Genomic DNA, 25,048 nt, shown 5'->3' on the forward strand with positions numbered 1-25,048 from the left:
GGACCGGCGAACCCGGGAGGGGTCCGCCCGCCAGAACCGGCTGAACACCAGCTTCTCCTCACCGGGGCGCAGGCCCACCCCGTAGTCGCGGACGGTGACGGCAACGGTGTCTTCGTCGGCGCCCATGCGGATCTGCACCGGCCTGTGCTCGGCGTGGTCGATGGCATTGGCGATCAGGTTGCGCAGGATGCGCTCCACCCGGCGGGTGTCGACCTCGGCGATCACCTCTTCTTCGGGCAGGTCCACCAGCAGCTCGATGCCGGCATCCTCGGCGAGGTGGCCCACGTTGCCCAGCGCGCTCCGCACGGTGCTGCGCAGATCGACCGCCTCGACCGACAGCTCGGCGACACCGGCGTCGTGCCGGGAGATTTCCAGCAGATCGTTGAGCAGCGTCTCGAAACGGTCGAGTTCGTTGACCATCAGCTCGGTGGACCGCCGCAGCGTCGGGTCCAGGTCCTCGCTGTGGTCGTAGATCAGGTCGGCCGCCATCCGCACGGTGGTCAGCGGTGTGCGCAGCTCGTGGCTGACGTCAGAAGTGAAGCGGCGCTGCAGATTACCAAACTCCTCGAGCTGGGTGATCTGGCGCGACAGGCTTTCCGCCATGTCGTTGAACGACACCGCCAGCCGAGCCATGTCGTCCTCGCCGCGCACCGGCATCCGTTCGGACAGATGCCCTTCGGCGAAGCGTTCGGCGATGCGCGACGCCGACCGCACCGGCACCACCACCTGGCGGGACACCAGCAGCGCGATCCCGGCGAGCAGCACCAGCAACACCGTGCCGCCGGTGATCATGGTGCCGCGGACGAGCTGGATCGTGGCCTGCTCGTTCTTCAGCGGGAAGATCAGATACAGCTCCAGGTTGGCCACCTGCGACGACGCGGGCGTGCCGATGATCAGCGCGGGCCCGGAGAAGCCGTCGGTGTGCACGGTCGCGTATTGATACGCGGCCTGCCCGGCCTTGACGAAGCCCCGCAGCGAATTGGGTACCTGGTCGACGGGTCCCGCCGTGGTCGCGGTCCGCGGGCCGTCGCCGGGCACCATCAGCGCCGCATCGAACGCGCCGGCCATGCCGGCGCCCGAGGCGGGATCGGTCTTCGAGGTGAGCGTGTTGCGGGCGAGCTGCAGACTGCTGTCCAACGAGCGCGTCTCTTCGCCGTTGACGATGCCGCCGACGGTGCTACGCGCCCGCTCGATCTGTTCGACGGCGGCCCGCAGCTTGACGTCGAGCACCCGATTGGTGACCTGGCTGGTCAGGATGAAGCCGAGGGCGAGGATCACGGCCAAGGACAGGCCAAGGGTCAGCGCAACGACACGCAACTGCAACGACCGGCGCCAGGCAATGCCGACGACTCGGCTCACGGCACCCACGCCGCGAGTCATGGGACCCGAGCGCCCCCAGCGGCTCCGAGTGCGTCGCCGGGAGCCCCAGATCACTTCCGGCGCTCCTCCTCGCGACGCTCGGCATCAAAGCCGCAGGTCACGGAGGTCCGGCCTTGTATCCCACTCCTCGAACGGTCAACACCACCGTCGGGTTCTCCGGGTCTTTCTCGACCTTGGCCCGCAGTCGCTGGACGTGCACGTTCACCAGGCGGGTATCCGCCGGGTGCCGGTATCCCCACACCTGTTCGAGCAGCACATCTCGAGTAAACACCTGGCGCGGTTTGCGCGCCAACGCGACCAACAGGTCGAATTCCAGCGGTGTCAGGGAGATCTGCTCGCCGTTTCGCGTGACCTTGTGTGCCGGCACGTCGATCTCGACGTCGGCGATGGACAGCATCTCGGCCGGCTCGTCGTCGTTGCGCCGCAGCCGCGCCCGGACCCGGGCCACCAGCTCCTTCGGCTTGAAGGGCTTCATGATGTAGTCGTCGGCGCCCGACTCGAGACCCAGCACCACATCGACGGTGTCGGTCTTGGCAGTCAGCATGACGATCGGGACACCGGAATCGGCACGCAGCACACGGCACACGTCGATGCCGTTCATGCCGGGCAGCATCAGGTCCAACAGCACCAAATCGGGGCGCAGTTCGCGCACCGCAGTCAGGGCCTGGGTGCCGTCACCGATGACCGCGGTGTCGAAACCCTCCCCTCGCAGGACGATCGTGAGCATCTCGGCGAGTGAAGCGTCGTCATCGACGACCAAAATCCTTTGCCTCATGGAGTCCATGGTGTCACCAGATCGGGACAAAAACGGGGCGCCACACGGGCGTTTCTTGAGCCCTTCTTGTTTTAACCCGTAAAAATGGGCGCAAATGAGGCGAAATTCGCCTATTCGGGGGCCCCAACGCCCGTCAGGACGGCGGCCAGCCTCTCCGGATCGACGTCCGCGTCGACCACGTGCCACGGCCCGCCCCAGCCCGCGGCGGCCAGTTCGCGGTAGACCGCGCCGGTGCGCCGCTGCAGCCCGTCGTCGCGTTCGTAGCTGTCGCGGGCACGGCCCGGATCGGACTCGGCCCGGCTGCGGGCGCGCTGATCGGCCAGTTCGGCGGGCACGGCGAGCAGCACCTGCCAGTCGGGCGTCGGCAGTGCCAGTCGCTGGTATTCGAGCCCGTGCACCCACTCGACGGCCGCCCCGGTCGCGTCCTGATGCAGACGCGCCGCGCTGTAGGCCGCGTTGGAAGCGACGTAACGATCCAGGATCACCACGTCGTGGCCGCGACGCAGCTCCTCGATTTCGTCCACCGCCCCCGCGCGGTCGAGCGCGAACAGCATCGCCATCGCATAGACCGACGACGCGAGGTCGCCGTGCTCGCCGTGCAGGGCCTCGGCCGCGATGTCGGCGGTCACCGATCGCCCGTAGCGGGGGAACGCCAGTGTGACCACTGACTTACCTTCTTGTTCGAAGGCCTTTCGCAGCCCTTCAGTCAGCGTCCGCTTGCCCGAGCCGTCCACACCTTCGATCGCGATGAGCACGGCGCGAGCCTAGCGGGCCTCGAAAATGCTCAGTAGCGATAGTGGTCCGGCTTGTAGGGGCCGTCGACGTCGACGCCGATGTACTCGGCCTGCTCCTTGGTCAGCTTGGTCAGCTCACCGCCGAGCGCCTCGACGTGGATGCGGGCCACCTTCTCGTCCAGGTGCTTGGGCAGCCGGTAGACCTCGTTGTCGTACTCGTCGTTCTTGGTCCACAGCTCGATCTGCGCGATCACCTGGTTGGAGAAGCTGTTGCTCATCACGAACGACGGGTGTCCGGTGGCGTTACCGAGGTTCAGCAGCCGGCCCTCGGAGAGCACGATGATCGACTTGCCGGTGTCCGGGAAGGTCCACAGGTCGACCTGCGGGCGGATGTTGACCTTGGTTGCACCGGAGCGCTCCAGCCGGGCGATCTGGATCTCGTTGTGGAAGTGGCCGATGTTGCCCAGGATGGCCTTGTCCTTCATCTGCTTCATGTGCTCAAGCGTGATGATGTCCTTGTTGCCGGTGGTGGTGACGATGATGTCGGCCTCGCCGATCACGTCCTCCACCCGCTTGACGTCGAAGCCCTCCATCAGCGCCTGCAGGGCGTTGATCGGGTCGATCTCGGTGACGGTCACCCGCGCACCCTGGCCGGCGACCGACTCGGCGGAACCCTTGCCGACGTCGCCGTAACCGCAGACCAGCACCTTCTTGCCGCCGATCAGCACGTCGGTGCCGCGGTTGATGCCGTCGATCAGCGAGTGCCGGCAGCCGTACTTGTTGTCGAACTTGGACTTGGTGACCGAGTCGTTCACGTTGATCGCCGGGAAGGCCAGGTCGCCAGCGGCGGCGAACTGGTAGAGCCGCAGCACGCCGGTGGTGGTCTCCTCGGAGACGCCCTTGATCGACTCCGAGATCTTGGTCCACTTGCCCTTGTCGGTCTCGAAGCGCTTGCGCAGCAGGTTGAGGAACACCCGGTGCTCGGCCGAGTCGTCCTCGTCGTCGGGCGGCACCACGCCGGCCTTCTCGTACTGCGCGCCGCGCAGCACCAGCATGGTGGCGTCGCCGCCGTCGTCCAGGATCATGTTGGCCGGCTCGCCGGGCCAGGTGAGGACCTGCTCGGCCGCCCACCAGTACTCCTCGAGCGTCTCGCCTTTCCACGCGTACACCGGGACGCCCTTGGGCTCCTCCGGGGTGCCGTGCGGGCCGACGACCACCGCGGCGGCGGCGTGGTCCTGGGTGGAGAAGATGTTGCAGGACGCCCAGCGGACCTCGGCGCCGAGCGCGACCAGGGTCTCGATCAGCACCGCGGTCTGCACGGTCATGTGCAGCGAACCGGAGATGCGTGCGCCCTTAAGCGGCTGGACGTCGTGGTACTCGCGACGCAGGGACATCAGGCCGGGCATCTCCTGCTCGGAGAGCTCGATGTCGCGGCGGCCGTAGTCAGCCAACGACAGGTCGGCGACCTTGAAATCGATGCCGTTGCGGACGTCGGCGGTCAGCGAACTTTCGGTGGTCGTCATTGAATACTCATCCTTCTACGACTTGGGGTCCAAGGGAATTACTTAGCTTAGGTATGCGCTCGTGGGCCACTGTAGTCGTCGGCGCCGGGGCGGGTCGGCCTCAGGGCACGTTGATGACGCCGTGACGCTCCGCGAAGGGCGTCATCAATCGCGCCAGGTCCTCCGCGACATCGTGGTCCGCCTCGGGCGGCATCGACACGTAACTCAACGCCAGCCGCACGATCGCCCGCGCCAGCACACCGGCGTCCTCGTCGCTGGTGGCCACCCAGCTGTGGGTGAACGCCGAGGTCAGTCGCGACGACGCCCGCGTGATGATGGGCCCGCTGTCGGTGGTGATGATCTGCAGCAAGTCCGGCTTGGCAACACCGGTCAGCAGCGAGATCACCAATGGGTCCGCCGCCGAGTCCGTGAAGAAGGCGCGGAACCCCTGCAGGAAGGCTTCGAAGATATTGCCGACGTTGGCGTCGATCGCCGCGTGCACGGCGTCGACCAAACGGTCGGCCAGGCGCAGGGCGTAACCCTGCGCCAGGCCTTGCCGCGAGCCGAACTCGTTATAGATGGTCTGCCGGCTGATGCCCGCGGCGCGGGCCACGTCCGCGAGGGTGATCGAGGACCAGTCTCGCGTCAGCAGCTCCTCGCGCATCGCGTCCAGCACCGAGTTGCGCAGCAGGTCGCGCGACGCCTCGGCGTATGGAATCCGCTTCACAGGCGCGACATTAGTTCTTGCAGCGCTCAGGATCGAGCTACCTCGACCATCTCGAAGTCGGATTTCGCGGCGCCGCAGTCCGGGCAGCTCCAGTCGTCGGGAATGTCGTCCCAGCGGGTGCCCGGGGCGATGCCGTCCTCGGGCCAGCCCTTGGCCTCGTCGTACTCGAATCCGCACTGCACGCACATGAAGAGCTTGAAGTCCGTCATTGGTTCACTCCTATAGGTTGGAAGTCGACCTTTTCCAGCACCGCACAATCGGGGCAGGACCAGTCGTCGGGTATGTCACTGAAGGGCGTGCCCGGCCGAAAGCCCTCCCGCGGAGCGCCTTTCGCCTCGTCGTAGACGTAATCGCAGCCGGGGCAGCGGTAACCGGTCATGCCGCGTACCTCGCCAGCACACGGTCACGCACGCGCGGGTGGATGTTGACCTTGGTGATGTCGCCGTCGTAGTGCTCGAGCACCCGATGGTCCATCACCTTGCGCCAGACCGGCGGGAAGTAGGTCAGCGAGATCATCGACGCGTATCCGCTGGGAAGGTTCGGCGCGCCGGCCATGCTGCGCAGCGTCTGGTAGCGGCGGGTGGGGTTGGCGTGATGGTCGCTGTGCCGCTGCAGGTGGTAGAGGAACAGGTTGGTCACGATGTGGTCGGAGTTCCAGCTGTGCACCGGCGCGCAGCGCTCGTAGCGGCCCTTCTCATTCTTCTGGCGCAGCAGGCCGTAGTGCTCGAGGTAGTTGACGGCCTCGAGAAGGCTGAAGCCGAAGACCGCCTGGATGATCACGAACGGGATCAGCGCCGGCCCGAAGACCGCGATCAGCGCGCCCCACAACACCACGGACATGAACCAGGCGTTGAGCACGTCGTTGGACGCGTACGTCCGCGGGTTCCACGGGCTGCTCCCCTGCCGGCGGATTCGCTGCGCTTCCAGCCGAACGGCCGAGCGCAGGCTGCCGAACACGCTGCGCGGCAAGAACTCCCAGAACGTCTCGCCGAAGCGGGCCGACGCCGGGTCCTCCGGGGTGGAAACGCGCACGTGGTGGCCGCGGTTGTGCTCGATGTAGAAGTGGCCGTAGCAGGTCTGCGCCAGGGTGATCTTGGACAGCCACCGCTCCAGCGAGTCCTTCTTGTGGCCCATCTCGTGCGCGGTGTTGATGCCCACCCCGCCGAGGACACCGACGGACAGCGCGACGCCGATCTTGCCGGCCCAGCTCAACGGGCCGTCAAACCCGAGCCAGCCCAGGTTCGAGGCCGTGAACAGGTAGGCGGCGAACACGACGCTGAGGTATTGGAAGGGTATGTAGATGTAGGTGCAGTAGCGGTAGTACTTGTCGTTCTCCAGCCGCTCCATCACCTCGTCGGGCGGGTTCTGCCCGTCGGGACCGAAGAACCGGTCGAGCGCGGGGAGAAGGATGTAGAGCAGGATCGGCCCGATCCACAGCGGCACCTGGGCGCCGGCGTGCCAGCCGAGCCGGTTCAGTCCCCAGACCAGCGGCAGCATCACGAACAACGCCGTCGGTGCGATGAGGCCCATCAGCCATAAGCGGCGCTTCTTGTCGCGCCAGGCTGGCGGGTCGGAAGCCGCGGATCCCGGGCTGAGCTGCGGTTCGAATGTGGTCATATGCCAAACCTCCTTGTGAGTCACACCACGTCGGAAGTTGACAATACTGCCGTCATCGTCTCCTGTCTAGACACAAGGCGCTGTTTTGTAAAGCAAAACGAGCTACGGCACCGGGCTGTTCGGATCCGACTCCAGCGGGGCGACCGAGTCCGCCTCCCCCGCGTCGCGGCGGCCCTGCACCGAGTGCCGGTGCCCGTAGCCGATGTAGATCGCAGTGCCCACCACCAGCCAGACGGCGAACCGGACCCAGGTCAGGGCGGTGAGGTTGAGCATCAGCCACACGCACGCGCAGATCGAGGCGATCGGGAGCACGGGCACCCACGGCGCCCGGAAACCCCGCTCGAGGTCCGGGCGGGTCCGGCGCAGCACCATGACGCCGGCCGACACCAGGACGAAGGCGAACAGCGTCCCGACGTTGACCATCTCCTCGAGCTTGTTGATCGGGAACACCGCCGCCGTCGCCGCCACCACGATCGCGACGAGCACGGTGATCCGCACCGGAGTGCCGCGGGAACCGGTCTTGGCCAACCGTCGCGGCAACAGCCCGTCACGTGCCATCGCGAACAGGACCCGGCACTGGCCGAGCATCAGCACCATCACCACGGTGGTCAGGCCCGCCAACGCCCCGACGGCGATCACTCCGCTCGCCCAGTGGATGCCGTTGGCCGTGAATGCGGTGGCCAGGTTCGCGGCCTTGCCGCCCGGGCTCGTCTTGAGCTGGGTGTAGGAGACCATGCCCGACAGCACGACGGAGACCGCCACGTACAGGACGGTCACGATCGCCAGCGACGCCAGAATCCCCTTCGGAACGTCACGCTGGGGTGCCTTGGTCTCCTCGGCCATGGTGGCCACGATGTCGAAACCGATGAAGGCGAAGAACACGATCGAGGCGCCCGCGAGCACGCCGTACCAGCCGTAGTGGCTGCCGTGCGCCCCGGTGAGCAGCGACAGCACCGACTGGTCGATGCCGCGTTGGTCGCCGCCGGCTTCCGTCTTGGGGATGAAGGGCGAGTAGTTGGCCGGCTTGATGTAGAACGCCCCGACGATGACGACGAAGATCACCACCGTCACCTTGATGGCGGTGATCACCGCGGAGAACCTCGACGACAGCTTGGTGCCCAGCGCGACCAGGCTGGACACGATCGCGACGATCAGCAGCGCGCCCCAGTCGAGGCTGACCGCCCCGAGTTTGACTGTGCCACCGGCGAATCCGAAAACCTCGCCGAGGTAGCTCGACCAGCCCTTGGAGACGACGGCGGCACCGACCGCCAGTTCCAGCAGCAGGTTCCACCCGATGATCCACGCGAGGAATTCGCCGAAGGTCGCATAGGAGAAGGTGTAGGCGCTGCCGGCGACCGGCAGAGTGGAGGCGAATTCGGCGTAACAGAGCGCCGCCAGCGCGCAGGTGCCCGCCGCGATGATGAACGAGATCCAGACCGCGGGGCCCGTCACGTCGCCGGTCGTCGACGCGGTGACCGTGAAGATGCCGGCGCCGATCACCACCGCGACCCCGAACACCGCCAGGTCGCGCCAGGTGAGGTCCTTTCGAAGCCGGGTATCCGGCTCGTCCGTGTCGGCTATCGATTGTTCGATCGACTTGACGCGCCATCGATTGGCCATCCCCACCCAGCCTTTCGTCGTCTATTCGGTCCGCTTCCTCATTTGGTCCGCACAGTACTGGGTACTCTCCCGTGATGCCGCGTAGCAGAGAACCCCGAGGGGTCCATGCCGTGGTCATCGGGGGGAGCATCGCCGGCCTGTGCGCCGCTCGGGTGCTGTCGGATTCCTATGCCCGGGTGACCGTCTACGAGCGCGACGAGTTGCCGGGCGCACCGGCGACCCGGGCGACCGTTCCCCAGGACCGGCATCTGCACATGCTGATGGCCCGCGGGGCAATCGAGTTCGAGCGCCTCTTCCCCGGCCTGCTCGAGGACATGACGGCTGTTGGTGTTCCGAAGCTGGAGAACCGGCCGGACTGCATTCACCTCGGCGCGGCGGGGCACGTCCTCGGGACGGGCCACACCCTGCGCGACGAGTTCACCGCCTACGTGCCCAGCCGCCCGCACCTGGAGTGGCAGCTGCGCAGACGCGTCCAGGACATCGACAACGTCGAGATCGTGCGGCAATCGGTCGTCGAGCCGCGGTTCGACCGGGCCCGCCAGCGGGTGACCGGCGTGCTGTTGGACGGCGTCGATTCCGAGGGCGGGGAGCCGGAATTCGTGGCTTGCGACCTCGTCGTCGACGCGGCGGGCCGGGGCACCCGGCTGCCGGTCTGGCTGTCGGAGTGGGGATATGCGCGCCCGGTCGAGGAAACATTGGACATCGGAATCAACTACGCCACCCAGCAGTTCCGCATCCCGGACGGCCTGATAGCGGAGAAGGTGGTGGTCGCGGGGGCCTCCCATGACCAGTCGCTCGGCCTGGGCATGCTGTGCTACGAGGACGGCACCTGGGTGCTGACCACCTTCGGCGTGGCCCACGCCAAACCGCCGCGGACCTTTCCCGAAATGCTGGCGCTGGCCGCACAATTGCTGCCGGCGCACTTCAGCACCGCGCTGGCGCAGGCCGAACCCCTCGGCGACCCGTCTTTCCACGCGTTTCCGGCCAGCAAGTGGCGCCGCTACGACAAGCTGGACCGCTTCCCCGCCGGGATCGTGCCCCTCGGCGACGCGGTTGCCAGCTTCAATCCCACGTTCGGACAAGGCATGACGATGACGTCGTTGCAGGCCGGCCACCTGCAACGCGCGCTGGAGTTCCCAGACGACCAGTTGGCCGCCGAGCTGAGCCACGCCACCCGGAAGAGCACCTTTCCCGTCTGGATGATGAACGCGATCGCCGACGTCACCTTCCACCACGCCGAAACCAAGGGCCACGTCCCATGGTGGTGGCAGCCGTCGGGCGCGCTGTTCGACCAGTTCCTCGGGGCCGCCGAAACGGAACCCGTTCTGGCGGAATGGTTTTTGCGGCGGTTCTCGTTACTCGACAGCCTCTATATGGTTCCGCCGCCGCGGATAATCGGGCGGGCGATGGCGCACAACCTGCGGCTGTGGCTGGCCGAGCGCCGAGAGGCCAAGCAGCGGCGGCGGACCCTTACAGCCCTACGGTCGCCCTGAACAGCTTGGTGGGCTCTCGCGCGGCCAACCTGATCGGGGCGTCGTCGGCGGCCACCCAGGCGGCCATCCCGCGTTTCAGGGTGAGCGATCCGGACTTGCCGTGCACCGCCGTGCATCCCTGGGTGCACAACAGGATCTGCGGTCCCTCGTGGCTGGTGGACGCGTCGACCTCGTGGCCGAGGTGGTCGCCGTCGAGTTCCAGCATGGCGACCGCAAACTCGTCGGCCGGGGTCTCGTAGATCATCGCCAGGCCCTCGCGGCGCAGGTGCGGCCGCAGCTGCTCCTCGGCCGTGGGCGCGAAGTCCAGCACCCGCAGCAGCTCGGGCACGTCGACGTGCTTGGGGGTGAGCCCCCCGCGTAACACGTTGTCGGAGTTGGCCATTACCTCGAGCGCGAACCCGCGCAGGTAGGTGTGCAGGTTGCCGGCCGACAGGAAGATCGCCTCGCCCGGGGCCAGGCTGATGCGGTTCAGCAACAGCGCGGCAAGCACCCCGGCGTCGCCCGGGTAGCGTTCGCCGAGCTCGAGCACCGTCTTAGCCTCGGCGGCGAATTCCGTTGCGCCGGAACTGACGTACTGAATGGCGCCGTCCAGCACTGCGGGCACCAGTACGTCGATGTCGGGCTGGGGCGCGGTGATCCAGGTGGTGAACAGCGCGCGCAGTCCGTCGGCATCGGACTGGTCGTTGAGCAGGTCGATGAAGGGATCGAGATCGGACACGGCCAGCGCCCGCAGCAGTTCGGTGGTGCGCGACGCCTGACGGAATCCGGCGAGCGCCTCGAAGGGCTGCAGCGCCACCAGCAACTCCGGCTTGTGCGACGTGTCGCGGTAGTTGCGGACCGGCGAGTTCAGCGGGATGCCCAGCTTCTCTTCCCGCAGGTATCCCTCGGCCGCCTGCCTGGTGCTCGGGTGTGCCTGCAGGGAAAGCGGTTCGTCAGCCGCGAGCACCTTGACCAGGAACGGCAGCACATCGCCGAACCGGGCGCGCGAACCGGGCCCGAGTTGCCCGTCCGGGTCGGCGACGACGGCGTCGAGCAACGAGACCTCGCCGTGGCTGGTTTCCAGCCAGGCCGGGTCACCGGGGTGTGCACCGAACCAAAGCTCGGCCTCCGCGTGAGCCGCCGGCACCGGACGCCCGGTGAATTCGGCGAGGGCCGTACGCGACCCCCACGCGTACGTCCTCAAGGCCCCGCGAAGCAGCTCCACTGTTCTATCTATCCCCGCGCCAATCGCATGTAAACCGCGGCCATTTCCAACCGGACGGCCAATACTGCCAGCTGCTGCTCGGCGCGCTGGGCGCCGGTCGCTCCGCGCGCGGGCCCGGCCGGGACGCCGGACGCGTCAGGCGCATCGGACAGCTCGGGCACGTCGTCGGCCGCGACCACATCGACGTCGTCGAACCCGGCGAGCCGCGCGCCCACCACCGCGCGCTCGGCGGCCAGCGTGAGCGCCAGCACCCGCAAACGTTGCGGCAGCGGTCCGTCGATCTCCTCGTCGTGGAACAGGGCGTCCGCCGGATCCGCGAAACCGTCGGACGGCGCAGAGCGCAGGGCGATCATCGCGTCGCCAAGCCCGGCGGCGGCGACGACCCGACCCGCGGTCCGCAGCAGCACCGAACTGCCGTGCCGGGCCAGCGCCAGCGTCGCGGCGCAGTCACCGGTCAGCGCGACCTGGCGGTCGGCCATCCGCGTGGCGAGTGTCTTGGCCGGGTTGGTGAACAGCTCGCGAGCGGCGCTGTTGCGCAACGCCTCCGCGTCCAACTCGTCGGCGAGCAACCCCAGATCGGTGCTCGGCCGTTGGTCCAGGGTTTGCACGGCGGCCAGCCCGGCGGCCAGGTATCGACACAATCCGAACTCGTCGGGAACCCATAGGCGCGGCGCCAAGACCGCCGCCCGCCCGGCGGTGGAGTCGCGCAGCGGGCCCTCATACGGCGCCACCACGACGACCGGCGATCCGCGGCGCACCCCGGTGGCGGCGGCGGTGACCAGCGCCGGGTCGCCCGGGTCGTCGCCGGCGACGATCAGCACATCGAGCGGACCGAGCCACGGCGGCACCTCGCCGGCCAGCACGATCGGCTCGGAAGCCGCGCCGCCCAACGTCGCGGCCAGGATGGTCCCGGCGGTCTCGGCGGTGCCGCGGCCGGCCACCCAGATCACACTGCGCGGACGGTCGACGTTATGCAGCGAGTCCAATTCGCCCTCGGCGGCCGCGGCGGCGATCGCGCGCACCTGCGCGCCGGCCGACGAGGCCGCCCGCAGCAGGCCCTCGCGGTCCGCGTTCAGCAGTCCCTCGGTGTCCTCCAGGTCGACGGCCCGGGTGGCATTCACGAGGGGGCCTCCGGGCCCGCCGACTGCGCGGCGATCTCAGCGCTGATCTGGGCGACGAGCTCTTCGACGTCCTCGGTGGCGCGGCCCTCGACGTTGAGCCGCAGCAGGGGCTCGGTGTTGGAGCTGCGCAGGTTGAACCAGCTGCCGTCGCCGAGGTCGACGGTCACGCCATCGACGTGATCGATGGATTGAATCCGGCTGGCGAAAAACTTCAGCACCGCCTCCACGCACAGCGAGGCGTCGGCCACCTTGAAGTTGATCTCGCCGGACGATTCGTAACGCTGGTAGTCCGCGGTCAGCTCCGAAAGCGGGCGATCCTGTTCGCCGAGTGCGGCCAGTACGTACAGCGCGGCCAGCATGCCCGAGTCGGCTCCCCAGAAATCGCGGAAGTAGTAGTGCGCCGAATGCTCACCGCCGAAAATCGCGCCGGTGTCGGCCATCAGGGCCTTGATATAGGAGTGCCCCACCCGGGAGCGCACCGGTGTGCCGCCGCGCTCGGTGACCAGTTCGGGCACCGCGCGCGACGTGATCACGTTGTGGATGATGGTGGCGCCGATCTCGCGGCCAAGCTCGCGTGCGGCCACCAGGCTGGTCACCGTCGACGGCGAAACCGGTTGGCCGCGTTCGTCGACCACGAAGCAGCGGTCGGCGTCGCCGTCGAAGGCCAGCCCGATGTCGGCACCCGTCTCGCGCACGTAGGCCTGCAGGTCCAGCAGGTTAGCCGGATCCAGCGGGTTGGCCTCGTGGTTGGGGAACGAGCCGTCGAGTTCGAAGTACAACGGCAGCAGGCTGATCGAGTCGATGGCCCCGAGCACAGCGGGCGTGGTGAGGCCGGCCATGCCGTTGCCGGCGTCTACGGCCACCCGCAACGGCCGCAGCCCGGACGTGCTCACCAGCGAGCGCAGGAATTCGCCGTAATCGGCCAGCACGTCGCGGTCGCTGACGATTCCCGGTGGCCCGTCGTACGGCTCGACCCCGGCGATCACGTCTTCGCTGATCAACTTCAGGCCGGTGTCGGCGCCGACGGGTTTGGCGCCCGCGCGGCACAACTTGATGCCGTTGTAGGCCGCCGGGTTGTGGCTGGCGGTGAACATCGCCCCCGCGCAGTCCAGTAACCCCGAGGCGAAGTACAGCTGATCGGTGGAGGCAAGGCCGATTCGCACCACGTCGAGGCCCTGGCTGGTGACGCCGGCGGCGAACGCGGCGGCCAGGGTCGGCGAACTGTCACGCATGTCGTGGCCGATGGCCACCTGGCCGACGCCTTCGCTGCGCATGAGCTTGGCGAATGCGGCCCCCAGATCGGTGACCAGCGGCTCATCGATCTCTGCGTCGACCAGGCCACGGACGTCATACGCCTTGACGACACGGTGAACAGTCGCGGCGGGCCGAGACATGCGGGGCCTCCTGACGCCGTGGATGGTTCGCCTCTTGGCCGGTAGCCTATCGGCCCCGGGGAAACACGGCCTGCGGGTGTTCTTTGATTCCGCGTGCAGCGTTAGTCGGCAGGATCGGGCAAAACCCGTAAGTGGCCGCGGCGCCGTCCCGAACGGTGCTCTGGCGGAGCGAGCACACCACTGCTGGGGGCGGTGGCCTGTACCCCCGCGTGGTGAATATGTGCCTCGGTGAAGCCGTTGAGCGGCGAGCCGGTGCCGACGTAGGGCATACCGCGGTCGGCCGAGCCGCCTTCACGCACCGCATCCGCCAGGGCGACCAGGTCGTCCTCGTCGGGATGGGTTGGAAGCGGACCGGCATGGCGCACGAGGTCCCATCCGCGGGGTGCGGTGATGCGGCCGGCGTGGCCCACACACAGATCCCAGGAATGCGGCTCCCGCGCGGTCGCGAGGGGACCGACCACGGCCGTTGAGTCCGAATAGACGAACGTCAACGTCGCCACGGCATAGTGCGGGCACCCGGGCCGGCAGCAGCGACGGGGAACGTTCACGAGCGAAAGGCTATCGTGCGGAAACGCTGCCGCAACGCCGGACACGCGCAACTCCTCGACCCCTGATGTGCAACCGTTACCATCGGCGCGTGGGCGATTCGCACAGCTCCGCATCCGGGGGCCGGTCCCAGGAAGGATCGGTTTCCCACCGGCCGTCCCGAAGAGGCCACGAGATGCGCGGCCCACTGCTGCCGCCCACCGTTCCGGGATGGCGTAGCCGAGCCGAGCGTTTCGACATGGCGGTGCTAGAGGCCTACGAGCCCCTCGAGCGGCAATTGCCCGAACGGCTCGCCGAATTGGACGTGGCAGTCGATGAGATTCCGCGCATCGCCGCAAAGGATCCCGACAGCGTGCAGTGGCCCCCCGAGGTCATCGCGGACGGACCGATCCCGTTGGCCCGCCTGATCCCGGCCGGCGTCGACGTGCGAGGCAACGCGACGCGGGCACGAATTGTGTTGTTCCGCAAGCCAATTGAGCGACGGGCCAAGGACACCGTCGAACTTGGCGAGTTGCTGCACGAGATTCTGGTGGCGCAGGTGGCCATCTACCTCGACGTCGAGCCCTCAGTCATCGATCCGACGATCGACGACGACTAGCTAAGAATGTGAAACCGCGCGTCAGATGATGCCGCGCTTGAGGCGGCGACGCTCACGTTCGGACAGACCGCCCCAGATGCCGAAGCGCTCGTCGTGCTCCAAGGCGTATTCCAGGCACTCATGACGAACCTCGCACCCGAGGCAGATCTTCTTCGCCTCGCGGGTGGAGCCGCCCTTCTCCGGGAAGAAGGCTTCCGGATCCGTTTGGGCGCACAGCGCCCGGTCCTGCCACTGGTCGGCAACAGGCGCCAAAGAGTCTTCGGGCTCGAATGCGACTGGCGCATCGGGAACCACGGTCAGGTGCGGTCGGGCCGGACGAGCCGGCGCCGGGTCAACGGCAGTGTGCGGCGTGCTCGCCATGTCGCCTCGAACATGTTCGTAAAACATACGGTCGTCCGCCTCCTTAATTGGATTGGGGGAGTTAGTGGTTCCCACTTTTCTGATGTACAGACAATTCGAACAAGTGATCGAATCTCGGTCTGCGACACCGGAACCGGCCGGCCAACCGGGAAATGACACTGTTGTGATTAGACACGGGTTGACCTGCTTTGTCTAGCTTTTCGGCGCATTTCCATACCATCTCGTGACCCAATTACGGCGTTTCCGTTGTTTTGGACATTCGGCGTGTCGATCACACTGCCCTCAACCTCATGTTGAGATGTGCGTAACGGGCGCGCTACCGCACGGTCGTCGGGCAGTACTGTCGTGCAATGTGAAGGTCACCGTTCTGGTTGGCGGGGTTGGCGGCGCCCGATTCCTGCTGGGGGTCCAGCAGCTGTTCGGGCTCGGTCAGTTCCGAGTGCAACAGCACCAAGATACGGAAGCCAGCAGTCACGAGCTAACTGCGATCGTCAACGTCGGCGATGACGCGTGGATCCACGGACTGCGGGTCTGTCCGGATTTGGACACCTGCATGTACACCTTAGGTGGAGGGGTGGACCCGGAGAGAGGGTGGGGTCACCGCGACGAAACCTGGCACGCCAAAGAGGAATTGGCGCGTTACGGCGTGCAGCCGGACTGGTTCGGGCTTGGCGACCGCGATATCGGCACTCACCTGGTGCGCACCCAGATGCTCAACGCCGGCTATCCGCTGTCGCAGATCACCACCGCGTTGTGCGACCGCTGGCAACCCGGCGCGCGGCTGCTGCCCGCCAGCGACGACCGGTGTGAAACGCACGTGGTGATCACCGATCCCGAGGACGGCATTCGCCGCGCCATCCACTTCCAAGAGTGGTGGGTGCGCTACCGCGCCCAAGTCCCCACGCACAGCTTTGCATTCGTCGGGGCCGAAAACGCCGCCGCCACAGCGCAAGCCGTGGCGGCCATCGCCGACGCGGATGTCATTCTGCTGGCGCCGTCCAACCCGGTGGTGAGTGTCGGCGCCGTGTTGGCGGTCCCTGGCATCCGCGGCGCGTTGCGGGCGGCCGGGGCCCCGGTCGTCGGCTACTCCCCGATCATCGGCGGAAAGCCATTGCGCGGCATGGCCGATGCCTGCCTGTCCGTGATCGGGGTCGAGTCCACCGCGGAGGCTGTCGGCCGGCACTACGGAGCGCGGCAAGGCACCGGCATATTGGATTGCTGGCTGGTGCATGAAGGCGACTCGGCCGACATCGAGGGAGTTGCGGTGCGTGCGGTGCCGCTGATAATGACCGACCCGAAGGCGACGGCCGAGATGGTTGCCGCCGGGCTGGAGCTCGCGGGGGTGGCCCCATGAGTCAGCCCGGCGAGCACGGCACGGCCGCCGCCATCGAAATCCTGCCCGTCGCCGGGCTCCCCGAGTTCCGCCCCGGCGACGACCTGAGCGCGGCGCTGGCCGCGGCCGCGCCCTGGCTGCGCGACGGCGACGTCGTGGTGGTGACGAGCAAGGTGGTGTCCAAGTGTGAGGGCCGGCTGGTGTCGGCGCCGCAGGATGCCGAGGAACGCGATGCGCTCCGGCGCAAGCTCGTCGACGACGAGGCGGTGCGCGTGCTGGCCCGCAAGGGCCGGACCCTGATCACCGAGAACCGGCTCGGCCTGATCCAGGCCGCCGCGGGCGTGGACGGATCCAACGTCGACCGCGACGAACTGGCGCTGCTGCCGGTCGACCCGGACGGCAGCGCCGCGACGCTGCGCACCCAGCTGCGCGAGCGCCTCGGCGTCGAGGTCGCCGTCGTCATCACCGACACGATGGGCCGGGCCTGGCGCAACGGCCAGATCGACGCTGCGGTCGGCTCCGCCGGTTTGGCTGTGCTGCACGGCTATTCGGGGGCCTTCGACCGGCATGGCAACGAGCTGCTCGTCACCGAGATCGCCATCGTCGACGAGATCGCGGCCGCGGCGGACCTGGTCAAGGGGAAGCTGACCGCGATGCCGGTGGCCGTGGTCCGCGGGCTCACCCTCTCCGATGACGGCACCACGGCCAGGCAACTGCTGCGGCCCGGCGAGGAAGACCTGTTCTGGCTCGGCACGGCCGAGGCCATCGACATGGGTCGCCGCCAGGCGCAGCTGCTGCGCCGGTCGGTGCGCCGGTTCAGCGCCGAGCCGGTGCCGCCCGATCTCGTCGAAGCCGCTGTCGCCGAAGCCCTCACCGCGCCGGCTCCCCATCACACCCACCCGGTCCGGTTCGTCTGGTTGCAAACCCCTGACACCCGCAGGCGGCTGCTGGACGGCATGCAGGACAAGTGGCGCGCAGACCTCACCGGGGACGGCAAGGCCGCCGACTGGGTCGAGCGGCGGGTGGCGCGCGGCCAGATCCTCTACGACGCGCCCGAAGTCGTCATCCCGATGCTGGTCCCCGATGGCCTGCACACCTATTCCGACGAGGCCCGCACCGACGCCGAGCACACCATGTTCACCGTCGCGGTCGGCGCGGCCGTGCAGGCCCTGCTGGTCGCGCTGGCGGTGCGCGGACTGGGCAGCTGCTGGATCGGCTCGACGATTTTCACAGCAGACCTGGTGCGCGCCGAGCTCGAACTCCCCGCCGACTGGGAGCCGTTGGGGGCCATCGCCATCGGTTACGCCGAGGAACCCGCCGGCCCGCGGGACGCGGCGGCAGCCGGGGATTTGTTGATCCGCAAGTGAGCGGATGTTTTTTGAAATACTTCAGCCCGTGACGACGTTTGCGGGGAAGGCGGCCGCGTCCGCCGAGAAGGTCCGCGGCGGCTATTACACGCCCGCGCCCGTGGCCCGCTTCCTGGCCGGCTGGGTCAGCCAGGCGGGGCCGAAGATCGTCGAACCCTCCTGCGGTGACGGCGCGATCCTGCGGGAGCTGACCAGCCTCAGCGACCAAGTGCACGGAGTCGAACTCGACGAGCAGGAAGCGGCCAAGGCGCGACGCTTCGCTCCCGTCGACGCCGGTAGCCTGTTCACCTGGCTGGCGAGCAGCGCGCCCGGCGGCTGGGACGGGGTCGCGGGAAATCCTCCCTACATCCGGTTCGGCAATTGGGCGGCCGGACAGCGGGATCCGGCGCTGGAACTGATGAAGCGCGAGGGACTGCGGCCCACCAGGCTGACCAACGCCTGGGTCCCCTTCGTCGTCGCGAGCACGGTGCTGGTGCGCGACGGCGGGCGCGTCGGGCTGGTGCTTCCCGCTGAGCTGCTTCAGGTTTCGTATGCCGCGCAGCTGCGCGAATTCCTGCTGAGCCGGTTCTCCGACATCACGCTGCTCACGTTTCAGCGACTGGTGTTCGACGGCGTCCTGCAGGAGGTCGTATTGTTCTGCGGCGTCGCGGGCGCGGGCCCGGCGCGGATCCGCACGGTCCATCTCACCGACGCCCAGGCGCTGGCCTCGTTGACGCACGCCGACCTCGACGGCGAGTCGGCCCCGGCGCTGCTGCACGAAAACGAGAAGTGGACCAAGTACTTCCTGGACCCCACCGCGATCCGGCATCTGCGAACCCTCAAGGCGTCGACGGCCATGACGAGGCTGGGGTCGCTCGCCGAGGTCGACGTCGGGATCGTGACGGGCCGCAACAGCTTTTTCACCTTCACCGACGCGCGGGCCCGCGAGCTCGGGCTCTTGGCGCACTGCGTCCCACTCGTCTCGCGCAGCGCCCAGCTGTCCGGCCTGCGTTACGACGCCGACTGCCGGGCGGGCGATGTCGCTGCCGGACACCGCAGCTGGCTGCTCGACGCGCCGCGCGACCCGGCCGATCCCGCGCTGCTCGCTCACATCCGCGCCGGCGTGGCGGCGGGCGTGGACCGTGGTTACAAGTGCTCGATCCGCAAGCCCTGGTGGATCACGCCGTCGCTGTGGGTGCCGGATCTGTTCATGTTGCGCCAAATCCACGCAGCGCCACGGCTGACCGTGAACGCGGCCGGGGCCACGAGCACCGACACGGTGCACCGGGTCCGCCTGTCCCCCGGTAGCGATCCGACGGCGCTCGCCGCGGTGTTCCACAACAGCGTGACGTTCGCCTTCGCCGAAATCCTCGGCCGCAGTTACGGCGGCGGCATCCTGGAGCTGGAACCCCGCGAGGCCGAGCAGCTGCCGATTCCCGCGCCGGTGCATGCGAGTGCGGAACTCGCCTGCGACGTCGAGGAGTTGTTGAAGGCCAACGAAATCGAGAAGGCGCTCGACGTCGTGGATCGGCACGTCCTGATCGAGAGGCTGGGCTTGCCGGCGGAGGCGGTGGCGGAATGCCGTGCGGCCTGGATCTCGCTGCGGGATCGCCGGAAACGGCGGGGAGCCCGATGAGCGTTCGGAAATCGACGATCTCGGTCCTGGCGGACTGGCGGGCGCCCGACGCGGCTCAGGATTCGTTGCGGCACGCCGTGCTCGCCTTCGTGGAGGGCCGCGACGACGCCTGCCGGCGCGAATGCGTGCCGGGACACATCACCGCCTCCACCCTGGTGCTCGACCACACCGGCAGCCGGGTGCTGCTCACGTTGCATCCGCGGCTGGGCCGCTGGGTGCAGCTGGGCGGCCACTGCGAGGACGACGACACCGACATCGTGGCCGCCGCGCTGCGCGAGGCCACCGAGGAGTCGGGCGTCGACGGCCTGCGCATGGGGCCCGATCTGGCCGCCATCCATGTGCACCCGCTCACCTGCTCGCTGGGCGTGCCGACGCGCCATCTGGATCTGCAGTTCGTCGCGCACGCTCCCGCCGACGCGCGGATCGCGATCAGCGACGAGTCGGACGACTTGCGATGGTGGCCCCCCGACGCGTTGCCCCCCGGGGCCGATGATGCGTTGGCGTACTTGGTTTCTCGCGCGGTTCGAGCAGCGGACGCCTACACGTCGGACGAGTAGCGGATTCCGCCGTCGGGAATGGAGACGCCGGGCCACACCCGGGCGCCGCGCAGCAGCTCGCAGCGCGCACCGATGTCGGCGCCGTCGCCGATCACACCGTCGCGGATCAACGCCCGCGGCCCGATGCGCACGCCGAAGCCGATGATCGAGCGCTCGATCACACTGCCCGCCTCGACCTTGACACCGTCGAAGATCACCGCACCGTCCAGGCGCGCGCCGGGGCCGATCTCGGCGCCCCGCCCGACGACCGTGCCGCCGATCAGCACCGCACCGGGCGAGACCGCGGCGCCGTCGTGCACCAGTTGCTCGCCGCGGTGGCCGCGCAGGGCCGGCGACGGGGCGATCCCCCGCACCAGGTCGGACGAGCCGCGGACGAAGTCCTCCGGCGTGCCCATGTCGCGCCAGTAGGTGGAGTCGACGTAGCCGCAGACCTTCACGTCGGCATCCGAGAGCAGGGCCGGGAACACCTCGCGCTCGACCGAGACCTCGCGGCCCTTCGGGATCCGGTCGATGATGTGGCGTTTGAAGACGTAGCAGCCGGCGTTGATCTGATCGGTCGGCGGGTCCTGCGTCTTCTCCAGAAACGCGACGACGCCGTTCTGGTCGTCGGTCGGCACGCAGCCGAAAGCCCGCGGGTCGCCCACCCGCACCAGGTGCAGGGTGACGTCGGAGCCGTGCTCGGTGTGAAATTCGTACAGGTGGCCCAGGTCGGCACCGGAGAGCACATCGCCGTTGAACACCATCGCGGTGTCATACCGCAAGTGGTCGGCGACGTTGGCGATGCCGCCGCCGGTTCCCAGCGGCCGCTCCTCGGTGACGTATTCGATCTGCAGGCCCAGCTTGGAACCGTCGCCGAACTCCGCTTCGAACACGCCGGCCTGATACGAGGTGCTCAGGATGACGTGCTCGATGCCCGCCGCGGCGATGCGCGACAACAGGTGGGTGAGGAATGGCAGTCCCGCGGTGGGCAGCATGGGCTTGGGCGCCGACAGGGTCAGCGGTCGGAGCCGGGTGCCCTTGCCACCGACCAGGACCACCGCGTCGACCTGAGGCTTCGTCAACTCAGTGCCGCCCTTCTGCCAACTTCCGTCGCCGGGAGGTGCGCAACGCGCTGCGCACCATCAGACGGGAACGTACCGCCAGTGATATCCGCAGCGTCCAGCGCAGCGGAGCCAGCCACCATCCGGTATGTCGGTCGGCCAGGAAAATATAAGTGCTCTTGTGATGAGCCGCCAGGTGACTGCCCGGATCGTGCCCCGTGGAGTGGCCCTTGTGGTGCAAGACCTCGGCCGTCGGTACGTAGACGCTGAGCCAGCCGGCCTTGCCGAGCCGGTCGCCGAGGTCGACGTCCTCCATATACATGAAGTAGCGCTCGTCGAACCCACCGACCTGGCCGAATGCCGACCGGCGCACCAGCAGACACGAGCCCGAGAGCCAGCCCACCGGCCGCTCGCTGGGCTCGAGCCGCTCCTGGCGGTAGGCCGCCGTCCACGGATTGCCCGGCCAGAACGGCCCGAGAACGGCGTGCATACCGCCACGAATAAGGCTGGGCAGATGGCGAGCCGACGGGTACACCGACCCGTCGGGGTCGCGGATCAGCGGGCCCAGCGCGCCGGCCTGCGGCCAGCGGGTGGTCGCGTCCAGCAGCGCATCGATGCTGCCCGGACCCCACTGCACGTCCGGGTTCGCCACGATCACCCAGTCGTCGTCGACGCCCGCGCTGCCGGCCAGCTCCGCCACCGCGCGATTGACCGCGGTCCCGTAGCCGACGTTGGCTCCGGTGTGCAACAACCGGACGTTGTGGTAGCGCTCGACGGCCGCCTGCGGCGTCCCGTCGGTGGATCCGTTGTCGGCCATCAGCACGCACAGCGGGCGCTCGGTGGCCAGTGACAGCGACGCCAGGAAGCGTTCCAGGTGTGGGCCCGGCGAGTAGGTCACCGTCACGACCGGCAGTACGTCAGTCACGCGTAGAGGGTATCGGTCGATCGGCGGCGGCCAGGGCGGCGACCAGCGCCGGGCGCCACGGCCGGAGCGGCCGCAGACCGGCGGCGGCGGACTGGCTGCCCGACAGCGCGGTGTAGCGGGGCCGCGGAGCGGGCCGCGGCATCTCGGCGGTGCTGACGGGCTGCACGCGCGACGCGTCGGCGCCGCACTCCTCGAAAACGGCGCGGGCTTGCTCGAAACGGGAGACCGCGCCCTCGTTGGCGGCGTGCAGGATCGGGCCGGGCACCCGGTCGTCGACCACCTGCAGCAGCGCGGTGGCCAGGTCGCCGACGTAGGTCGGTGAGCCGGTCTGGTCGTCGACGACGTTGATCGGACCGTCCTTGGCGGCCAGCCGGCGCATGACCGCGACGAAGTCCTTGCCGGTGCCGCCGGTGTAGACCCAGGCGGTGCGGACGACGACGGCCTCGGGCAGCGCGGCCAGCACCGCCTCCTCGCCGGCGCGCTTGCTGCGGGCGTACACCCCCTGCGGCGCGGTGTCATCAGTCGGCTCGTACGGCCGCGGCGTCGCGTCGGAGGCGAGGTCGCCGCCGAAGACATAGTCGGTGGAGACGTGGATCAAGTCGGCGCCGGCCCGCGCGCAAGCCCGGGCGATGTGTTCAGGCCCGGTGGCGTTGACGGCGTACGCGCCCGCCTCGTCGCTTTCGGCGCCGTCGACGTCTGTGTATGCCGCGCAATTGATCACGACATCGCCGCGCTCGACGATCGCCTCGGCGGCCGCGGGGTCGGTGATGTTCCACTGCGATGACGTGAGCGCCAGCACGTCGCGGCCTTGGCTCGCCGCCAGCGAACCCAGGTAGCCGCCGAGCTGTCCTTTCGCACCGGTGATCACGATCCTGGCTGACATGGTTTGAGTTTGGCATGCCGGGAAAGATTTCTAGAAGGTCGGGCCCTGGCCCGGGGCACGCGGGGATTCGCTACCAGCGGAGCGCGTGTGTCGCAAGTAATCTAGTGAGATGCCTGTGCAACGTGTGGTTCGTGTGATTGCCACTGTCGTGACGCTCGCGGTGGTTCTCGGAACCGGGATCGCGTGGAGCAATGTCCGCTCTTTCGAGGACGGCATCTTCCACATGTCCGCCCCCTCGCTCGGCAAGGGCGGCGACGACGGCGCAATCGACATCCTGCTGGTCGGATTGGACAGCCGGACCGATGCCCACGGCAACCCGCTCTCGCAGCAGGAACTCGAGGCGCTGCGCGCCGGTGACGACGAGTCCACCAACACCGACACGATCATCCTGATCCGGATCCCGAACAACGGGAAGTCGGCCACGGCCATCTCCATTCCCCGGGACTCCTACGTCTCGGCGCCCGGGTTGGGCAAGACCAAGATCAACGGCGTCTACGGCCAGACCCGCGAGGCGAAGCGGACCAGCCTGGTCAAGGCCGGCGATTCCGCCGAGGACGCCGCGGCCCAGGGCACCGAGGCCGGGCGCGACGCCCTGATCAAGACCGTCGCCGACCTGACCGGTGTCACCGTCGACCACTACGCCGAGATCGGGCTGCTCGGGTTCTCCTTGATTACCGACGCGCTCGGCGGCGTCGACGTCTGCTTGAAAGAGCCTGTCTTCGAACCCATGTCGGGCGCCGACTTTCCGGCCGGCCAGCAAAAGCTCAGCGGCCCGGAGGCGCTCAGCTTCGTCCGCCAGCGCCACGACCTGCCCCGCGGCGACCTGGACCGGGTGGTCCGCCAGCAGGTGGTAATGGCTTCGTTGGCGCACCGGATCATCTCCGGCAAGACCCTGTCCAGCCCGACCACGCTCAAGCGCCTCGAGGCCGCCGTGCAGCGCTCGGTGGTGATCTCTTCCGGTTGGGACGTCATGGATTTCGTCCAGCAGCTGTCCAAGCTGGCCGGCGGCAAGGTCGCCTTCGCGACCATCCCGGTGCTCGACGGCGCCGGCTGGAGCGACGACGGCATGCAGAGCGTGGTGCGGCTGGATCCGCATCAGGTCCAGGACTGGGTCGCCGGCCTGCTGACCGACCAGGCCGCAGGCAAGACCGAGCAGCTGGCCTACACCCCGGCCAAGACCACCGCGAGCGTGGTCAACGACACCGACATCAACGGCCTGGCAGCGGCGGTGTCAGATGTGTTGAGCACCAAAGGCTTTGCGGCCGGGACCGTCGGCAACAACGACAGCAGCCACGTCAAGGGCAGCCAGGTGCGCGCCGCCAAGACCGACGACCTGGGCGCACAGGAAGTCGCCAAGGAGCTCGGCGGGCTGCCGGTCGTCGCCGATCCGGCGCTGGCCGCGGGATCGGTCCGGGTCGTGCTGGCCAACGACTACACCGGCCCGGGCTCCGGGCTATCCGGCGGCGGTGTAAGCAGTCAGTCCGCACCTGCCCACGTGACCAACGCCGGTGCGGTGGCCGCCGACCCGAACGTTCCGGCGCCGTCCCCGATCCTGACCGCCGGTTCCGACAAACCGGAGTGCATCAACTGAGCACGCTCAGCGCGGCCGTCCTCGACCCGATGCTTCGGGCCGACCCGGTCGGCCCGCGCGTCACCTACTACGACGACGCCACCGGCGAGCGCATCGAACTGTCGGCGGTGACGTTGGCCAACTGGGCGGCCAAGACCGGCAACCTGTTACGCGACGAACTGGGCGCCGGGCCGGCGAGCCGGGTGGCGATCCTGCTGCCGGCGCACTGGCAGACGGCGGCGGTGCTGTTCGGGGTGTGGTGGATCGGCGCCGAGGCGGTGCTCGAACCCGCGGGGCCGGCCGACTTGGCGCTGTGCACCGCCGAGCGGCTGGGCGAGGCGGACTCGGTCGTCGAACCCGGCGGCGAGATCGCGGTGCTGTCGCTGGACCCGTTCGGCCGGCCAGTCCCCGACCTGCCGATCGGTGTCACCGACTACGCGACAGCCGTGCGAGTGCACGGCGACCAGATCGTCGCCGAACGCCATCCGGGCCCGGCACTGGCCGGCCGATCGGTCGACGAGATCCTTGCCGAATGCGAATACAGCGCGGCAACAAGGGGTTTGACGGCAAGTGATCGCGTGCTGTCCAGCGCATCGTGGCCCGGCCACGCCGAACTGATCGACGGCCTGCTCGCGATCATGGCCGTCGGCGCCTCGCTGGTGCAGGTGGCCAACCCCGACCCGTCGG

25 protein-coding genes are annotated in these 25,048 nt (G+C 68.5%); 8 read left to right on the forward strand and 17 right to left on the reverse strand.

The features are described 5' to 3' along the window. The 9 genes from mtrB to JOZ00_RS10490 form a co-directional block, all read right to left on the reverse strand. The coding region (mtrB, locus tag JOZ00_RS10450) for an MtrAB system histidine kinase MtrB (protein ID WP_293343422.1) at nt 1-1,434 on the reverse strand (1,434 nt) is incomplete at its 3' end. 43 nt (nt 1,435-1,477) lie between these two features. Further along, nucleotides 1,478-2,164: a two-component system response regulator MtrA gene (mtrA, locus tag JOZ00_RS10455; RefSeq protein WP_007168097.1), complete on the reverse strand. Its 687-nt coding sequence runs from the start codon at nt 2,162-2,164 to the stop codon at nt 1,478-1,480. Between the two features lie 101 nt (nt 2,165-2,265). Beyond that, nucleotides 2,266-2,910: a dTMP kinase gene (locus JOZ00_RS10460; RefSeq protein ID WP_293343424.1), complete on the reverse strand. Its 645-nt coding sequence runs from the start codon at nt 2,908-2,910 to the stop codon at nt 2,266-2,268. 29 nt (nt 2,911-2,939) lie between these two features. Continuing rightward, nucleotides 2,940-4,412 carry an adenosylhomocysteinase gene (gene ahcY / locus JOZ00_RS10465; protein ID WP_293343426.1) on the reverse strand — a complete coding sequence of 491 codons (1,473 nt, stop codon included), beginning with the start codon at nt 4,410-4,412 and terminating at the stop codon, nt 2,940-2,942. Between the two features lie 100 nt (nt 4,413-4,512). Further along, on the reverse strand, nt 4,513-5,118 hold the full coding sequence (locus JOZ00_RS10470; protein WP_293343428.1) for a TetR family transcriptional regulator: 606 nt from the start codon (nt 5,116-5,118) through the stop codon (nt 4,513-4,515). A gap of 26 nt (nt 5,119-5,144) precedes the next feature. Next, nucleotides 5,145-5,327 (reverse strand): rubredoxin, encoded by a 183-nt coding sequence (locus JOZ00_RS10475; protein WP_293343430.1) that lies wholly within the window; start codon nt 5,325-5,327, stop codon nt 5,145-5,147. Further along, a complete protein-coding gene (locus tag JOZ00_RS10480; RefSeq protein ID WP_293343431.1) occupies nt 5,324-5,497 on the reverse strand; it encodes a rubredoxin in 174 nt (57 codons plus the stop codon). Before JOZ00_RS10480 ends, JOZ00_RS10475 begins: the two co-directional genes overlap by 4 nt. Then, a complete protein-coding gene (locus tag JOZ00_RS10485; protein WP_293343433.1) occupies nt 5,494-6,735 on the reverse strand; it encodes an alkane 1-monooxygenase in 1,242 nt (413 codons plus the stop codon). The genes JOZ00_RS10480 and JOZ00_RS10485 overlap by 4 nt, the downstream gene beginning before the upstream one ends. A 102-nt stretch (nt 6,736-6,837) precedes the next feature. Beyond that, entirely contained in the window at nt 6,838-8,355 is a 1,518-nt protein-coding gene (locus JOZ00_RS10490; protein ID WP_293343435.1) for an amino acid permease, read from the reverse strand. Nucleotides 8,356-8,465: 110 nt separating this feature from the next. Between JOZ00_RS10490 and JOZ00_RS10495 the strand changes: the two genes are divergently transcribed. Continuing rightward, on the forward strand, nt 8,466-9,848 hold the full coding sequence (locus JOZ00_RS10495; RefSeq protein ID WP_293343462.1) for an NAD(P)-binding protein: 1,383 nt from the start codon (nt 8,466-8,468) through the stop codon (nt 9,846-9,848). Here the strand turns inward: JOZ00_RS10495 and manA are convergent. From manA to JOZ00_RS10515, 4 genes are all read right to left on the reverse strand, one after another. Continuing rightward, the gene (manA, locus tag JOZ00_RS10500; protein ID WP_293343437.1) at nt 9,826-11,052 is read right to left on the reverse strand and encodes a mannose-6-phosphate isomerase, class I; all 1,227 of its coding nucleotides are present in this window, start codon (nt 11,050-11,052) and stop codon (nt 9,826-9,828) included. The two genes, JOZ00_RS10495 and manA, sit on opposite strands and share 23 nt — an antisense overlap. An 8-nt stretch (nt 11,053-11,060) precedes the next feature. Beyond that, nucleotides 11,061-12,173, reverse strand: coding sequence for a TobH protein (locus JOZ00_RS10505; RefSeq protein ID WP_293343439.1), 1,113 nt, complete (start codon nt 12,171-12,173; stop codon nt 11,061-11,063). Beyond that, entirely contained in the window at nt 12,170-13,567 is a 1,398-nt protein-coding gene (locus JOZ00_RS10510; RefSeq protein ID WP_293343441.1) for a phosphomannomutase/phosphoglucomutase, read from the reverse strand. Before JOZ00_RS10510 ends, JOZ00_RS10505 begins: the two co-directional genes overlap by 4 nt. Before the next feature lie 101 nt (nt 13,568-13,668). After that, on the reverse strand, nt 13,669-14,115 hold the full coding sequence (locus tag JOZ00_RS10515; RefSeq protein WP_293343443.1) for a DUF3499 domain-containing protein: 447 nt from the start codon (nt 14,113-14,115) through the stop codon (nt 13,669-13,671). Nucleotides 14,116-14,288: 173 nt separating this feature from the next. Here JOZ00_RS10515 and JOZ00_RS10520 point away from each other — a divergent pair, with 173 nt between their 5' ends. Beyond that, nucleotides 14,289-14,711, forward strand: coding sequence for a metallopeptidase family protein (locus JOZ00_RS10520; RefSeq protein ID WP_293343464.1), 423 nt, complete (start codon nt 14,289-14,291; stop codon nt 14,709-14,711). A 21-nt stretch (nt 14,712-14,732) separates the two neighbouring features. On the opposite strand, the gene JOZ00_RS10525 is transcribed toward JOZ00_RS10520, so the two are convergent. After that, nucleotides 14,733-15,071 (reverse strand): WhiB family transcriptional regulator, encoded by a 339-nt coding sequence (locus JOZ00_RS10525; RefSeq protein ID WP_366022286.1) that lies wholly within the window; start codon nt 15,069-15,071, stop codon nt 14,733-14,735. Between the two features lie 352 nt (nt 15,072-15,423). Between JOZ00_RS10525 and cofD the strand changes: the two genes are divergently transcribed. From cofD to JOZ00_RS10545, 4 genes are read left to right on the forward strand one after another with little or no spacing between them, the layout of a single operon-like run. Further along, nucleotides 15,424-16,425, forward strand: coding sequence for a 2-phospho-L-lactate transferase (gene cofD / locus JOZ00_RS10530; protein WP_293343445.1), 1,002 nt, complete (start codon nt 15,424-15,426; stop codon nt 16,423-16,425). Further along, nucleotides 16,422-17,771 carry a coenzyme F420-0:L-glutamate ligase gene (locus JOZ00_RS10535; RefSeq protein ID WP_293343447.1) on the forward strand — a complete coding sequence of 450 codons (1,350 nt, stop codon included), beginning with the start codon at nt 16,422-16,424 and terminating at the stop codon, nt 17,769-17,771. Before cofD ends, JOZ00_RS10535 begins: the two co-directional genes overlap by 4 nt. A 4-nt stretch (nt 17,772-17,775) precedes the next feature. Continuing rightward, nucleotides 17,776-19,386: a class I SAM-dependent methyltransferase gene (locus JOZ00_RS10540; RefSeq protein WP_293343449.1), complete on the forward strand. Its 1,611-nt coding sequence runs from the start codon at nt 17,776-17,778 to the stop codon at nt 19,384-19,386. Then, nucleotides 19,383-19,943: an NUDIX hydrolase gene (locus tag JOZ00_RS10545; RefSeq protein ID WP_293343451.1), complete on the forward strand. Its 561-nt coding sequence runs from the start codon at nt 19,383-19,385 to the stop codon at nt 19,941-19,943. Before JOZ00_RS10540 ends, JOZ00_RS10545 begins: the two co-directional genes overlap by 4 nt. Here the strand turns inward: JOZ00_RS10545 and JOZ00_RS10550 are convergent. Genes JOZ00_RS10550 through rfbD form a run of 3 tightly spaced genes read right to left on the reverse strand, consistent with a single transcriptional unit; the run spans nt 19,925 to nt 22,791 of the window. Next, nucleotides 19,925-21,004: an NDP-sugar synthase gene (locus JOZ00_RS10550; protein WP_293343452.1), complete on the reverse strand. Its 1,080-nt coding sequence runs from the start codon at nt 21,002-21,004 to the stop codon at nt 19,925-19,927. The two genes, JOZ00_RS10545 and JOZ00_RS10550, sit on opposite strands and share 19 nt — an antisense overlap. 1 nt (nt 21,005) lies before the next feature. Next, entirely contained in the window at nt 21,006-21,908 is a 903-nt protein-coding gene (locus JOZ00_RS10555) for a glycosyltransferase family 2 protein (protein ID WP_293343454.1), read from the reverse strand. Beyond that, a complete protein-coding gene (gene rfbD, locus JOZ00_RS10560; RefSeq protein WP_293343456.1) occupies nt 21,901-22,791 on the reverse strand; it encodes a dTDP-4-dehydrorhamnose reductase in 891 nt (296 codons plus the stop codon). The genes JOZ00_RS10555 and rfbD overlap by 8 nt, the downstream gene beginning before the upstream one ends. 109 nt (nt 22,792-22,900) lie before the next feature. Between rfbD and JOZ00_RS10565 the strand changes: the two genes are divergently transcribed. Then, entirely contained in the window at nt 22,901-24,382 is a 1,482-nt protein-coding gene (locus JOZ00_RS10565) for an LCP family protein (protein WP_293343458.1), read from the forward strand. Beyond that, nucleotides 24,370-25,048 (forward strand): TIGR03089 family protein (locus JOZ00_RS10570; protein WP_293343460.1); only part of this gene is annotated, 679 nt, incomplete at its 3' end. The genes JOZ00_RS10565 and JOZ00_RS10570, both read left to right, overlap by 13 nt.

This window comes from Mycobacterium sp., from assembly GCF_019243155.1.
Lineage (GTDB): Bacteria > Actinomycetota > Actinomycetes > Mycobacteriales > Mycobacteriaceae > Mycobacterium.

Excerpts from the sequence above, each read along its gene's own strand:
- JOZ00_RS10535 (WP_293343447.1), top strand. The coding sequence starts at position 16,422 with ATGAGTCAGCCCGGCGAGCACGGCACGGCCGCCGCCATCGAAATCCTG.
- mtrA (WP_007168097.1), bottom strand. The coding sequence starts at position 2,164 with ATGGACTCCATGAGGCAAAGGATTTTGGTCGTCGATGACGACGCTTCA.
- JOZ00_RS10490 (WP_293343435.1), bottom strand. The coding sequence starts at position 8,355 with ATGGCCAATCGATGGCGCGTCAAGTCGATCGAACAATCGATAGCCGAC.
- JOZ00_RS10485 (WP_293343433.1), bottom strand. The coding sequence starts at position 6,735 with ATGACCACATTCGAACCGCAGCTCAGCCCGGGATCCGCGGCTTCCGAC.
- JOZ00_RS10565 (WP_293343458.1), top strand. The coding sequence starts at position 22,901 with ATGCCTGTGCAACGTGTGGTTCGTGTGATTGCCACTGTCGTGACGCTC.
- JOZ00_RS10540 (WP_293343449.1), top strand. The coding sequence starts at position 17,776 with ATGTTTTTTGAAATACTTCAGCCCGTGACGACGTTTGCGGGGAAGGCG.
- JOZ00_RS10525 (WP_366022286.1), bottom strand. The coding sequence starts at position 15,071 with ATGGCGAGCACGCCGCACACTGCCGTTGACCCGGCGCCGGCTCGTCCG.
- JOZ00_RS10520 (WP_293343464.1), top strand. The coding sequence starts at position 14,289 with ATGCGCGGCCCACTGCTGCCGCCCACCGTTCCGGGATGGCGTAGCCGA.
- ahcY (WP_293343426.1), bottom strand. The coding sequence starts at position 4,412 with ATGACGACCACCGAAAGTTCGCTGACCGCCGACGTCCGCAACGGCATC.
- JOZ00_RS10480 (WP_293343431.1), bottom strand. The coding sequence starts at position 5,497 with ATGACCGGTTACCGCTGCCCCGGCTGCGATTACGTCTACGACGAGGCG.
- rfbD (WP_293343456.1), bottom strand. The coding sequence starts at position 22,791 with ATGTCAGCCAGGATCGTGATCACCGGTGCGAAAGGACAGCTCGGCGGC.
- JOZ00_RS10510 (WP_293343441.1), bottom strand. The coding sequence starts at position 13,567 with ATGTCTCGGCCCGCCGCGACTGTTCACCGTGTCGTCAAGGCGTATGAC.
- JOZ00_RS10545 (WP_293343451.1), top strand. The coding sequence starts at position 19,383 with ATGAGCGTTCGGAAATCGACGATCTCGGTCCTGGCGGACTGGCGGGCG.
- JOZ00_RS10475 (WP_293343430.1), bottom strand. The coding sequence starts at position 5,327 with ATGACGGACTTCAAGCTCTTCATGTGCGTGCAGTGCGGATTCGAGTAC.